This is a genomic window from Flagellimonas taeanensis (assembly GCF_003584105.1).
In the GTDB taxonomy this organism is placed as follows: domain Bacteria; phylum Bacteroidota; class Bacteroidia; order Flavobacteriales; family Flavobacteriaceae; genus Flagellimonas; species Flagellimonas taeanensis.
On the sequence record NZ_QXFO01000018.1, the window covers coordinates 339,462 to 352,318 of the forward strand.

Annotated in this window: 11 protein-coding genes; 4 read left to right on the top strand and 7 right to left on the bottom strand. The window is 46.3% G+C overall.

The features are described 5' to 3' along the window. Nucleotides 1-4 precede the first annotated feature (4 nt). The 6 genes from D2V93_RS09525 to D2V93_RS09550 all read right to left on the bottom strand — a co-directional run bounded on the left by D2V93_RS09525 (nucleotide 5) and on the right by D2V93_RS09550 (nucleotide 5,352). Nucleotides 5-484 (bottom strand): hypothetical protein, encoded by a 480-nt coding sequence (locus tag D2V93_RS09525; RefSeq protein WP_072879271.1) that lies wholly within the window; start codon nucleotides 482-484, stop codon nucleotides 5-7. A gap of 66 nt (nucleotides 485-550) precedes the next feature. Then, nucleotides 551-892: an arsenate reductase (glutaredoxin) gene (arsC, locus tag D2V93_RS09530; RefSeq protein ID WP_072879273.1), complete on the bottom strand. Its 342-nt coding sequence runs from the start codon at nucleotides 890-892 to the stop codon at nucleotides 551-553. A 2-nt stretch (nucleotides 893-894) separates the two neighbouring features. Next, nucleotides 895-1,990 (bottom strand): peptide chain release factor 2 gene (gene prfB / locus D2V93_RS09535; RefSeq protein WP_119619307.1). Its coding sequence is split into 2 segments (ribosomal slippage): nucleotides 895-1,926 and nucleotides 1,928-1,990, totalling 1,095 coding nucleotides; the frame shifts between segments, so codons are not numbered across the junction. Nucleotides 1,991-2,038: 48 nt separating this feature from the next. Next, nucleotides 2,039-2,902: a transglutaminase-like domain-containing protein gene (locus D2V93_RS09540; protein ID WP_119619359.1), complete on the bottom strand. Its 864-nt coding sequence runs from the start codon at nucleotides 2,900-2,902 to the stop codon at nucleotides 2,039-2,041. Nucleotides 2,903-2,930: 28 nt separating this feature from the next. Continuing rightward, complete coding sequence (locus D2V93_RS09545; protein ID WP_072879275.1) at nucleotides 2,931-3,878, bottom strand: alpha-E domain-containing protein; 948 nt, start codon at nucleotides 3,876-3,878, stop codon at nucleotides 2,931-2,933. A 7-nt stretch (nucleotides 3,879-3,885) separates the two neighbouring features. Next, nucleotides 3,886-5,352 carry a circularly permuted type 2 ATP-grasp protein gene (locus D2V93_RS09550; protein ID WP_119619308.1) on the bottom strand — a complete coding sequence of 489 codons (1,467 nt, stop codon included), beginning with the start codon at nucleotides 5,350-5,352 and terminating at the stop codon, nucleotides 3,886-3,888. Between the two features lie 195 nt (nucleotides 5,353-5,547). On the opposite strand from D2V93_RS09550, the gene D2V93_RS09555 reads away from it, so the two are divergent. Both D2V93_RS09555 and D2V93_RS09560 read left to right on the top strand, forming a co-directional pair. Further along, entirely contained in the window at nucleotides 5,548-7,950 is a 2,403-nt protein-coding gene (locus D2V93_RS09555) for a zinc-dependent metalloprotease (protein WP_119619309.1), read from the top strand. A gap of 16 nt (nucleotides 7,951-7,966) precedes the next feature. After that, nucleotides 7,967-8,992 (top strand): threonine aldolase family protein, encoded by a 1,026-nt coding sequence (locus tag D2V93_RS09560; protein ID WP_119619310.1) that lies wholly within the window; start codon nucleotides 7,967-7,969, stop codon nucleotides 8,990-8,992. Nucleotides 8,993-9,111: 119 nt separating this feature from the next. On the opposite strand, the gene D2V93_RS09565 is transcribed toward D2V93_RS09560, so the two are convergent. Then, a complete protein-coding gene (locus D2V93_RS09565) occupies nucleotides 9,112-9,438 on the bottom strand; it encodes a YbaB/EbfC family nucleoid-associated protein (RefSeq protein ID WP_072879281.1) in 327 nt (108 codons plus the stop codon). A gap of 59 nt (nucleotides 9,439-9,497) precedes the next feature. Between D2V93_RS09565 and D2V93_RS09570 the strand changes: the two genes are divergently transcribed. Next, nucleotides 9,498-11,636, top strand: a complete 2,139-nt coding sequence (locus D2V93_RS09570) for a S9 family peptidase (protein ID WP_119619311.1) — start codon at nucleotides 9,498-9,500, stop codon at nucleotides 11,634-11,636. Nucleotides 11,637-11,708: 72 nt separating this feature from the next. Beyond that, nucleotides 11,709-12,749: a cysteate synthase gene (locus D2V93_RS09575; RefSeq protein WP_119619360.1), complete on the top strand. Its 1,041-nt coding sequence runs from the start codon at nucleotides 11,709-11,711 to the stop codon at nucleotides 12,747-12,749. The last annotated feature ends 108 nt before the right edge of the window (nucleotides 12,750-12,857 follow it).

The window sequence follows — 12,857 nt, forward strand, 5'->3', positions numbered from 1 at the left end:
TTTGTTAATCCTTTTTCTTTTTCTTCTTCTTGACTTTTTTGGTGTTGAACCTATTTTCCTGAAGTTCCAGGAATGCGTTGTATTTGTCCTCGGGCAATCCGGCCTTTAGTTCTTCGTTCTGTCTTCTCTCGATTTTTTCGATTTCCTCCTTCATTTGCAAAGGCTCCAATTGCAAGATCTGAAGTTCTATCCGTTGCTGTACGGATTGTACCAAAGAGGTCCTGACCACTGCCTGTTCAAATGGGTCAAGACCTAACGCCTCGGTGATGGAGGGCATTTGATCGTCCACGATTTCCTCCGCCGTGGGAGGGGTCTCGTCTTTTTTGGACTCTGTTGGTCCGGCCTGTGGAACCATGTTCCGTTGTCTTCCATACCTACTGCCATACCCATAGGGCGAACCATAACCATATTGGGCAACCAAATCGTTTATGGAAAATAGCCCCAACAGAAAGGCAAGAAAAAATAAGGTCTGGATTCGTTTCATAATTTTAAAGATAAGATTTTGGTCGTATTTCTGGGACCATCTTGTGTTAAATTAAAGAATATCAGGTCAAAGTAAAGTCTTGATCGTTTCCGGTGGGCGGCCAATGACGGCTTTGTTGCCCTTTACCACAATAGGTCGTTCAATGAGTTTGGGATGTTCTACCATGGCCCGAATGATCTGGTCGTCCGACAGTTCTTTTCCCTTATAGTTTGCTTTCCAAACGGCTTCATTTTTTCGGACCAAATCAATGGGGGCAATGCCCAGATAACCAATTAATGATGTCAACTCTTCTTTCGTGGGAACATCATCCAGATATTTGACGATCTCAAAATCCTTTCCCGATTTCTCCAAAATTTCAAGTCCTTCCCTTGATTTTCCACATCTAGGGTTGTGATATATTTTCAACATTCTTATTCTTCTTTTTGCCCCATCATCATTAGATAGGCCTTTAAAAATGGATTGATTTCACCATCCATCACGGCATCCACGTTTCCGGTTTCCTCACCGGTCCGCACATCTTTTACCAATTTGTAAGGGTGCATCACATAGTTCCGGATCTGCGAGCCCCACTCGATCTTCATCTTTGAGGATTCGATTTCCGCCCGGGCCTCTTGCTTTTTCCGCAGTTCTATTTCGTAGAGCTGGGATTTGAGCATTTTCAGGGCAGTTGCCCTGTTGTCGTGCTGCGAACGGGAGTCGGAACAGGAAATCTGTATGCCCGTGGGTTTGTGGAACAATTGCACCTTGGTCTCCACCTTGTTCACGTTCTGCCCACCAGCGCCACTGGAACGTGCCGTGGTGATCTCGATATCCGAAGGGTTGATCTCAATTTCAATGGTGTCGTCCACCAACGGATACACATACACAGAGGCAAACGAGGTGTGCCGTTTGGCATTGCTGTCAAAAGGGGAGATACGCACCAATCGGTGCACGCCATTTTCGCCCTTGAGCCAGCCAAAGGCATATTCCCCATCAATCTCTAGGGTCACGGTCTTTATGCCTGCCACATCACCTTCCTGGTAGTTCAGTTCCTTTACGGTATAGCCACTTTTCTCGGCCCACATGAGGTACATCCGCATGAGCATGGATGCCCAGTCGCAACTTTCAGTACCTCCGGCGCCAGCCGTTATCTGTAGGACCGCAGTGAGCTCGTCACCTTCATCGGAGAGCATGTTCTTGAATTCCAGGTTCTCGATGGCCTCCTTCGATTTTTTGAACTGAAGGGCTACTTCATCCCCAGAAACTTCGCCTGCCTGTTGGAATTCCAACAAAACTTCGAGGTCACCGACCAAGGTTTTGGCTTCTTCATAGTCCTCCACCCATTTTTTCTTGAACTTCAGGGATTGCATCTGTTTCTGGGCTTCTTGTGGATTGTCCCAAAAACCGGGAGCGAGGGTCTTTTCTTCCTCGTTCTCTATTTCAATAAGCTTGGCATCGATGTCAAAGATACCTCCTTAACGCACCAAGGCGCTCAATAAGATCTTTCTGCTGATCTGTAGTTACCATGTAATCTATTTTCGACAAAAATAGGTTTCTTTTGGCACAAAAAATAATCTATTGCTGTTGTTGTTCCGCAGCCTTCACCAGTACCGAATATTTGGTCTCGTTACTGCCCAAGGTATACACCACGCCCTTCAATGGGGCACAATCTGTATAATCCTTTCCGTGGCAGACCTTTATATGGTTGTGGTTGACCAATAGATTGTTGGTGGGGTCAAACCCGATCCATCCCACCTTGGGGACAAACGCCTCGGCCCATGCATGCATCTGGGAATCGCCAAAAAAACCAATGCCTTGGTGAAGATAGCCGGAAACGTACCTACAGGGAACGCCGTTCTGCTTGGCTATGGCACAGAACAAATGTGTGAAATCCTGGCAGACACCATGCCGTTTGTCTATGATTTCCTCCAAAGGAGTGTCCACTGCGGTGACACCGGTCTTGAAATACAATTGCATGAAGGCCCACTGGTTCAAATCGACCAAGTTTTCAAAAATGGACTTATTTCCATCAAACAAAAAGATATTTGTATGTTTTTCGGGTAGGGTGGTCAATTCAGTCTTGCGCAGATAGGGTTCGTGGTCCACCTTAAAGTCAAGGCTATTCAATATCCGGAGCTCATCGCCCAAATCGGCGGGGAGTTCAAAATCGAACGGATTGATTTCTTTTTTGGTGAGTTTGAAATGGGCATTGAAGGTGATGTGGTCTATCTCCCGTTTGGATCGTACCTGTACCGTTTTGAAGCCCAATCCGTTTTCGGAGACGCTGTTCCGTTCGCCCAGATTGTTTTCAAAATGCCAATAACTCACCTCTTGGGTGTCGTTGTCCTCTGGGATGACCAAGAACTGCCAAAAGGCTTCGCTGAGCCCTTTCTCATAGGAGTTCTGGGTGTCGTAATCTATTTCATATTCATACAACATGTGGGACAATTCAATCATGCCAAGTTAGTCAGTAGTTGAAGAATTCCTTCTCCATGTTCTCACTAATTTTGAACATTTTATTAAGGATCAGGTCCAGATTGCCCTGAATGTCCTCTTGTACATCCTCAATCTGTTTGAACTCAAATTCGGCCCTTATTTTTCCTACCATAAAGGCCGTGGAACTTTTCTCGTACTCCACTTTCTTGTCCAACTCTTGGATATGTTTGTACACTTGGTTGATGCAGTTCATAAGCGATCTCGGACATTTTCCGTTCAATATCAAGAACTCCAGGGTGGATGTACTGTTCGGTGATTTTTTGTACAAACGGCGCATCATGTCATAGCTTTCGGCGCATTTGAGTAGCGTGGTCCATTCAAAACTGTTGCCAACAGGGTCGCCATAGCTGCCTTGGGCCATGATGGCATCGTTGGATTTGGTGTTGATGATGCGCGTGATCTGGATGGCCCTTTCTATGTTGACCCCGAGCATGATGATGGCGTACACCTCATCATGCAATAGGGTGCCCCTGATCTTGCCCCGAAGAACGGCCGTCATTTCCGTAACGTTTACGGTAAAATCATAGAGATTGGTCTTCACAAAGAGGTCTTTGGGATAGTTCATCACAAAGTGATAGAACTTGTTGAGGCTCTCATACAGCTCGGTGGAGATCAGATCGCGCGAGCAGTTGGCATTCTCCCTCGCATATTTGATGCTGCTTATGATGGAGTAGTTTTTCTCGGGATTGAGCCCGATATCAAATAGAACGTCCTCTTCTTCCAATTGCAGGGCATCGTCATAGACCGGGTCGCCCACCATGAACAGCATGGACCGTAATACAAATTGTCTGGATTGCGACAACTGGTTGGGGGCATCCAAGGAGGAAAAATAATTGACGTTCATAAACCGGGCAATATGTTCCGCCCGTTCAATATACCTGCCCATCCAGAACAGGTTGTTGGCCACTCTTGCTAGCATAATATTCTTATTGTTTTAGTACCCAAGTGTCCTTGGATCCCCCGCCTTGGGAAGAGTTTACGATCAAATTACCTTCTTTGAGGGCCACCCTGGTCAAACCGCCTTTCAGTACAAATTGTTTGTCCTGGCCCAAAACAGTAAAGGTTCGGAGGTCCACATGTCGTTGTTCAAAGGATTCATTTTGGTCTATGTAGGTAGGGTGCACTGATAGCGACATGATCGGTTGGGCCACAAATTTTCTGGGATTGGCCTTTACTTTGGTCTTCACTTCCTCAATTTCTTCCTTGGTGAGTTTGTTTCCTATGGAAATGCCATAGCCACCTGCCTCATCCACAGGTTTTATGACCAGTTCACCAATGTGTTCCAGTACGTATTGCAGTTCATCTGGCCTACTACAATGATAGGTATGTACATTTTTTAAGATGGGCTCCTCATCCAAATAGTATTTGATGATGTCCGGCACATAGGTGTAAATCGCTTTGTCGTCCGCCACCCCGGTGCCGGGAGCGTTGGCAAGGGTCACGTTTCCTTTACGGTAAGCGGCGAACAATCCGGGTACGCCCAAGGTGGAATCGGGGTTGAACTCCATGGGGTCGATGAACAGGTCATCGATACGGCGGTACACCACATCCACCCGAACGGGGCCTTGTGTAGTTTTCATATAGACAAAATCGTTCTCCACAAAAAGATCCCGGCCTTCCACCAATTCCACGCCCATGGCCTTGGCCAGATAGGAATGCTCGTAATAAGCGGAATTGAACATACCCGGGGTGATCACCACACAAACGGGCGAATCCACTCCCGGTGGTTTTACACTTTCCAATAAATTGAGCAGATTCTCTGCATAATCAGTCACAGTGTATGTTTGGTAATGATTGAACACTCCAAAGAGTGCTCGTTTAAGGGCGGTTCGGTTACAGATCACATAACTGACCCCGGATGGGCAGCGGATATTGTCCTCCAACACGTAATAATTGCCATCGGCGTGCTTGATGATATCCGTTCCCGAAATATGGTTGTAGATCTTGTTCGGCGGGTCCACATCCATCATCTGGTGCAAATAGTTGGGGGAGGAGCTCAGGAGCTCAATGGGCACGACCTTGTCCTTGACAATTTTCTTGTCATGGTACACATCCCATAAAAAATGGTTGAGGGCCAGACTTCGTTGGATGGCTCCTTTTTCGATCACATCCCATTCTTTGGTGTCGATGATCCTAGGAAACAGGTCAAAGGGAAAAATTTTCTCCTGGCTCTGTTTATCACCATACACCTGAAAAGTGATCCCCTGGTTGAAAAAGGAGGATTTTGCTTTGTTGTTCAGCGTGACATAGTTCTCAATGGACCTAGATCCATAGAGATCTAAAAGCTTCTTGTACACCGATTTAACATTTCCGTCGTTACCGAAGACCTCATCAAAGAGCCCATCTTTTCGGACATAGCTGGAAAAAATGGTTTTATTGGTATTTGCCCCCATATTCTTTTTTTAGTAAAATATGGATTTTCAACCGCTTATGCCATGAACATTGTATAAAAATGGAGCCTCAAAAAAAAGAAACAGATAAAAATTCCCCACGATTATTACTAAATTGAATATAGTGCCCAACTCAGATCTTGGGCGGATTTTTTTAAAATGATTTCCATACTTTTAAGGTCTATTTCAAACCAAATTATGAAGAACACCATCAACCTTGTTGCGTCACTCCTTTTTGTGGGATCGGCCATGATGGCCCAAACTTTTGAAAAGACCAAGGATTTCCAAAAGTTTAACGGTTATTTCAATTTCTATTACGATGATGGATCGGACAAGATCTACCTACAGGTGGATGATCTGGACAAAGAATTTTTATATGTCTATTCCTTGAGCAGCGGTATTGGGAGCAATGATATAGGTTTGGATAGAGGTCAGTTGGGGAACGAGCAGGTCGTTTTCTTCAAAAAGGCGGGGAACAAGTTGCTTCTGGTGCAGCCCAACCAGACTTTCAGGGCCATCACCGATAACGAACTGGAAAAAAAATCGGTGGAGCAGGCTTTTGCCAAGTCCGTCTTGCACGGATTCAAGATCGAAGAGGAGTCCAAAGGGAGTTACCTCATCGATTTTACCGATTTTTTGATGCGTGATGCCCATGGCGTTTCCAACAGACTAAAAAGGAGCAAGCAGGGCACCTATAGTTTGGATGCGAGCAAAAGCGCCTTGGCCTTTGAACGTACCAAGGCATTTCCCAAAAATGTGGAGTTTGATGTCACTTTGACGTTCAAGGGCACTCCCGAAGGGGCATGGATCCGATCGGTGACCCCGGATCCCAGTTTGGTGACCGTGGCACAGCACCATTCCTTGGTGGAGCTGCCGGACAGTAAATACAAAAAAAGAGCTTTTGACCCTCGCAGCGGATCATTTCCCTTTTCATATTACGATTATGCCACCCCGGTCCAGGAACCTATCCTGAAACAATTTGTACGAAGACATCGGTTACAAAAGAAAAATCCATCCGCATCGGTCAGTGAAGCGGTGGAGCCTATCATTTATTATTTGGACAACGGAACCCCAGAACCTATCCGTTCCGCATTATTGGAAGGTGGGAGATGGTGGAACCAGGCCTTTGAGGCGATCGGTTATAAGGACGCGTTCCAAGTGAAGATCTTACCGGACGATGCGGATCCCATGGATGTCCGTTACAATGTGATCCAATGGGTGCACCGTTCCACAAGGGGATGGAGTTACGGCGCCAGCGTTATCGATCCAAGAACAGGGGAGATCATCAAAGGGCATGTGAGTTTGGGAAGTTTGCGGATCCGCCAGGATTTTATGATCGCCCAGGCACTCATGAACAAGCCTTTTGCTGATCGGGACGACAATTACCAGCCCATGTTGGACCTTGCTTTGGCCCGTATCCGTCAATTGTCTGCCCACGAAATCGGGCACACCCTTGGTTTTGCCCACAACTTTGCCGCAAGTCCGAACAACAGGGCTTCCGTCATGGACTATCCGCACCCACAATTTGAATTGAACGGCAATACCATCGGTTTTGCTAATGCCTATGATACCGGTATTGGGGAATGGGACAAGGTGATCGTTGCCTACTCGTATACCGATTTCCCGTCGGGAACCAACGAAAGGGATGCTCTGAACGGTATCTTGAAAAAGGCGCAAGACGACGGACTGCGCTATATCTCGGACCAAGATGCCCGCCCAACCGGGGGTGCCCATTTGTTGGCCCATTTGTGGGACAATGGAAACAGTCCCAGCCAAGAACTGGAAAGCATGTTGGAGATCAGGGAAAGGGCCATAGCCCAATTTTCCATGGACAATATCAGAACTGGGGAAGCGTATTCCACACTGGAAGATGTTTTTGTGCCGGTATATTTTTTCCATAGGTACCAAACAGAGGCCGTGTCGAAGGTGATAGGGGGTCTGGATTACAATTATGCGGTAAAGGGGGATGGACAGACCCCTGTTAAACCCGTGAACGAAGCCGTTCAGGAAAAAGCGTTGGAATCCATTCTGAAAACATTGGACGCTAAAACCATTGCCATCCCTAAGGATAAGTTGGACCTTTTCCCCCCTCGGGCCATTGGGTTTTCTAGATCTAGGGAATCCTTCAAGGGTAGGACCGGTGTGAGTTTTGATGCCCTTTCCGTGGCCGAAACGGCTGCCGACATGACTTTGGGGCTATTGTTGCATCCGGAACGCGCTTCCCGATTGATCCAACAGAAAAGCTTGGACAAAAACCAATTGGGCCTTCAGGAGGTATTGGACAAGACCATCAAGGGTACTTTTGATCTTTCCCACAGGGATGCCTATGAGGAAGAAGTGCAGAATACCATCAATTTTAGGGTGCTCTATCACATCATGAACTTGGCCGCCCATGATGGCGTACATCCGCAAGTGAACGCCGTGGCCAATGAAACCTTGAAAAGTTTGAAGACCCAATTGCTGGGCAGTGGAAAAAGTGCCATTTCCGCAGAAATGGTGAAGCGAATCGACAATTTTATGGAAGAACCTTCAGAGTTCAAACTTGTTCCAGTCCCAGATATTCCCGATGGTTCGCCCATAGGGATGGATTGTATGGACTAGCACTACGATTTAGTATATGGAGATAAATTTGATCAGTGACACGGTCACTAGGCCCACCCAGGGCATGTTAGAGGCCATGATGGGCGCAAGGGTCGGTGACGACGTTTTCAAGAACGACCCCACCGTAAATGAACTGGAAGCCAAAGTTGCCGCCTATTTTGGGATGGAGGCTGCCCTATTTTTCCCTAGCGGTACCATGACCAACCAAACGGCCATCAAGATACACACACAGCCCGGAGATCAGCTGATCTGCGATAAATATGCGCACATCTATAATTATGAAGGCGGTGGGGTGAGCTTCAACAGCGGTGTGTCCTGCAGGTTGGTGGATGGCCACAGGGGCATGATGACCGCACAGCAGGTGGAGGAATCCATCAATCCCCCTGATTTTTATCATAGCCCATTGACCACATTGGTCTGTATCGAAAACACCACGAACAAAGGGGGAGGGGCCTGTTGGGATTTTGGGGAGCTCCAAAAAATAAGGAAAGTCTGTGATGAGCACCATCTAAAATACCACTTGGACGGAGCCCGATTGTGGAATGCCTTGGTGAAAAAAGGAGGAGACCCAAAAGCATACGGAACCCTTTTTGACACCATAAGCGTCTGCCTGAGCAAGGGCATGGGATGTCCTGTAGGTTCAGTTTTGGTGGGCAGTAGGAAGGATATTGACAAGGCCCTGCGTATCCGAAAGGTGTTTGGTGGAGGTATGCGCCAATCTGGATATTTGGCCGCGGCCGGGATTTATGCCATGGACCATCATATTGACCGATTGGCCGATGACCATACAAAAGCGGCAGAAATTGGGGAAATCCTTTCCGAGCTGGGCTATATCAAAAAAGTGGAGCCCATCGAGACCAATATCATCATTTTTGAGATTGATGAGTCCAAAATGACCTCCAAGCGATTTTTGGACCAATTGACGGAAAACCATGTTTCCATTATTGGCATGGGGCAAGGAAAACTGCGTATTGTGACCCATCTGGACTATACCGATGAGATGCACCGACATTTTGTAAAAGTCTTGAAAAGTATAGGATGATTGTCACTTCGAGTGAGGTCGAGAAGTCTAAAAGGTCTCGACTACCTGCCCCTCCGACAGGCGGACGTACGACCTGACAAGTTCAAAAATGTCCCCTTGAGGGGACTTTAGGGGTGTGGCTACTTCATAAAAGCATCCATCCCCGGGATGTTGGGCATGCCTTCCTTGGCAACGGCCGCCAATTCGGCCTCGTTTACCTTGGTCGCCTTTTCAATGGCCTTGTTCAGGGTGAGTATAAGGTAATCTTCCAATTGTTCCTTGTCCGCGAGCAGGGAATCGTCAATGGAAATCGATTTGATCTGCCGATTGGCCGTGAGGGTCACTTTCAATGCCCCGTCCGATGATTGCTCATCGATCATCACGGTGTTCAATCGCTCCTTGGTAGCCTCTACTTTCTTCTGGGTTTCCTTGAGTTTTCCCATCATTCCCATCAAATCTCCAAACATAGTTCCAAATTTAATCGTGTGTAAGGGCAAAAGTAGTAAATTGGTAAAAATCAAAACGGATGACTCAGTCTATTTCAAGAATTTGTATTCTGGTTTTATGCCTTACTTTTGCGTTCTCTTGCAAAAACAGTAAAGAAGAATCAATGAACATAGTTCCACCAGTGGCGCCCAAACATCCAACAAAGTTGGAAAAACACGGGGATGTACGGATAGACGATTATTATTGGATGAACAATAGGGAGGACCAGCAAGTCCTTGACTATTTGAATGCCGAAAACGAGTACTACCAAAAAATGACGGCCCACACGGTCAAATTCCAAGAAGATCTTTTTCAGGAAATGAAAGGGCGGATCAAAGAGGATGATTCTTCCGTGCCCTACAAACTGGATGGGTATTGGTACATTACCCGCTATGAAGAAGGCAAGGAATACCCCATCTATACCCGAAAAAAGGAAACCTTGGAGGCAGAGGAGGAGCTTATGTTCGACTGTAACCAAATGGCCGAAGGATTTGAATACTTCAACCTAAGGGGCGTTTCCATCAGCCCAGATAATACACTGGCCGCCTTTGCCACGGACACGGTGTCTAGGAGGCAATACAATATCCAAGTGAAGAACCTCCAAACTGGAGAAATCTATCCCGATATCATCGAAAATACCACGGGTAGTTCCGTTTGGGCCAATGATGGAAAAACGTTGTTCTACACTAAGAAGGACCCGGTCACCCTGCGTTCCGACAAAATTTTCAAGCATGTGCTGGGCAAACCCTCCGCAGACGATGAGTTGATTTTTCACGAGAAGGATTCCACCTATAACACTTTTGTCTATAAGACCAAGTCCAGAAAGTTCATTGTGATAGGCTCCACCAGTACACTTACTTCAGAATACCGTTTCTTGGACGCCAATGAGCCCAATGGGGAATTCAAGATATTTTCCCCACGCGAAAAAGGGGTGGAATATTCCATTTCCCATTTTGATGGTAATTTTTATGTCCTGACCAACAAGGACAAAGCCACCAATTTCAAGTTGATGGTCGCTGATGAAGACCATACATCATCAGATAATTGGAAAGAGTTTATACCGCATCGGGAGGATGTGTTGTTGGAAGATGTGGAAATCTTTAAGGATTATTATGTGCTTTCCGAACGTGAAAATGGGTTGAACCAAATGAAAATATCCCGCTGGGATGGTTCGGACAGCTATTACCTGCCTTTTGATAGCGAAACCTATGTGGCCGGGCCTTCGGTAAACTTGGATTTTGATACCAAGGAGCTCCGTTATTATTACAACGAAATGGGCTCTCCGTATGCCATCATTGACTTCAATATGGAGACCAAGACCAAAAAGGTCTTGAAGGAACAGGAAGTACTTGGCGGCAAGTTCGATAAGAACAATTACAAAACGGAACGGCTTTGGGCCACCGCCCGTGATGGCGTAAAAGTACCCATTTCCTTGGTGTACCATAAGGACACACCTTTGGATGGGACCAGCCCTTTGCTGCAATACGGTTATGGGTCGTATGGAGCCACCATCGACCCTTATTTCTCATCCGTGAGGTTGAGTTTGTTGGATCGTGGGTTCATTTATGCCATAGCACATATCCGTGGTGGTGAATATTTGGGAAGGCCTTGGTACGAAGACGGAAAATTGCTCCATAAAAAGAACACTTTCACTGATTTCATCGATTGTTCCAAGTTCTTGATCGAACAGAAATATACCAGTACAGCGCACCTATATGCTATGGGAGGCTCTGCGGGAGGATTGTTGATGGGAGCCGTCATCAACATGGAGCCAGAACTGTACAGAGGAGTGATTGCAGGAGTACCTTTTGTGGATGTGATCACGACCATGCTGGACGATACCATCCCGCTCACAACGGGGGAATATGATGAATGGGGCAATCCGAATGAAAAAGAATATTACGATTCCATCAAATCCTATTCCCCGTATGATAATGTGGAAAGGAAAGCCTATCCCAATATGTATGTGTCCACTGGATTGCACGATTCCCAGGTGCAGTACTGGGAACCGGCCAAATGGGTCGCCAAACTGAGGGAATACAAAACGGACGATAATCTACTGTTTCTGGACACCAACATGGATGCCGGACACGGCGGAGCCTCTGGGCGTTTTGAGGCTTTAAAGGAGACGGCGAAGGAATACGCATTTATTTTAGACCTTGAAGGAAAAGCCCATTAAAAATAAAATATTACTTTTGCATGGATCATGTTCCAAATGTTTTATGGATTTGATCCTTACCTAATACCAGTTATGAAGAAACAGATAAATGCGCATAGCAGTATCCTAGACTTAATTGGAAGTACCCCCTTAGTCAAGCTAAACAGAATCGCGGCCCCCCTCACCGGAAACTTCTACGCCAAGTTGGAATCCTTCAATCCTGGGCATTCCTCAAAGGACAGAATTGCAGTCCATATCATTGAAGAAGCGGAACGTCAGGGCATATTGAAACCAGGCAGCACCATCATTGAGACTACATCGGGCAATACAGGCTTCAGTCTGGCCATGGTGAGCATCATAAAAGGCTACAAATGTATTTTGGCAGTAAGCTCCAAATCCTCACCGGACAAAATCGACATGCTACGCTCCATGGGAGCCAAGGTATATGTATGTCCGGCCCACGTGAGTGCCGACGATCCGCGATCGTACTACGAAGTGGCGAAGGCTTTGCATAGCGAAACACCAAATTCCATCTACATTAACCAATATTTCAACGAACTGAACATTGAGGCCCATTACAAGAGCACTGGTCCCGAAATTTGGGAGCAGACCAATGGACAGATCACCCATTTGGTGGCTTGTAGTGGAACAGGAGGGACCATTTCAGGGATTGCCCGTTATTTGAAAGAGCAGAATCCAAACGTAAAGGTTTTGGGTGTGGATGCTTATGGTTCTGTTTTGAAAAAATACCACGAGACCGGAGAGTTCGATCATAATGAGGTATATCCGTACCGCATAGAAGGTTTGGGGAAAAATCTTATTCCCGCAGCTACAGATTTCAACAGCATAGACCGCTACATCAAAGTAACCGATGGGGAAAGTGCCCATATGGCCAGAAAATTGGCCCATACCGAAGGGATTTTTGCAGGCTACACCAGCGGGGCCGCCATGCAGGCGCTCTATCAATTGGAAACTGAGGGAGAATTTACCATGGACAGTAATGTTGTGGTGGTGTTCCCTGATCATGGATCAAGGTACATGAGCAAGGTATACAGCAACGATTGGATGGAAAACCAAGGGTTTTTCGATATCCAAAATGCCGAAGTACCAGAAAAAATTGAATACATTAAGTAAAATGAACATATAGAAATTGGTAAGAACGGCAATGCAAAACATTGTCGTTTTTTTGTACAAAAATTTCGTTGTGTGAGCTACTTAAAAATATATACTTTTGCAGTTGAA

What these genes read in the sequence shown, in the direction of transcription:
- D2V93_RS09570 (WP_119619311.1), top strand. Translation starts at nt 9,498, where the DNA reads ATGACTCAGTCTATTTCAAGAATTTGTATTCTGGTTTTATGCCTTACT.
- D2V93_RS09565 (WP_072879281.1), bottom strand. Translation starts at nt 9,438, where the DNA reads ATGTTTGGAGATTTGATGGGAATGATGGGAAAACTCAAGGAAACCCAG.
- D2V93_RS09545 (WP_072879275.1), bottom strand. Translation starts at nt 3,878, where the DNA reads ATGCTAGCAAGAGTGGCCAACAACCTGTTCTGGATGGGCAGGTATATT.
- D2V93_RS09555 (WP_119619309.1), top strand. Translation starts at nt 5,548, where the DNA reads ATGAAGAACACCATCAACCTTGTTGCGTCACTCCTTTTTGTGGGATCG.
- D2V93_RS09550 (WP_119619308.1), bottom strand. Translation starts at nt 5,352, where the DNA reads ATGGGGGCAAATACCAATAAAACCATTTTTTCCAGCTATGTCCGAAAA.
- arsC (WP_072879273.1), bottom strand. Translation starts at nt 892, where the DNA reads ATGTTGAAAATATATCACAACCCTAGATGTGGAAAATCAAGGGAAGGA.
- D2V93_RS09540 (WP_119619359.1), bottom strand. Translation starts at nt 2,902, where the DNA reads ATGTTGTATGAATATGAAATAGATTACGACACCCAGAACTCCTATGAG.
- D2V93_RS09560 (WP_119619310.1), top strand. Translation starts at nt 7,967, where the DNA reads ATGGAGATAAATTTGATCAGTGACACGGTCACTAGGCCCACCCAGGGC.
- D2V93_RS09575 (WP_119619360.1), top strand. Translation starts at nt 11,709, where the DNA reads ATGAAGAAACAGATAAATGCGCATAGCAGTATCCTAGACTTAATTGGA.
- D2V93_RS09525 (WP_072879271.1), bottom strand. Translation starts at nt 484, where the DNA reads ATGAAACGAATCCAGACCTTATTTTTTCTTGCCTTTCTGTTGGGGCTA.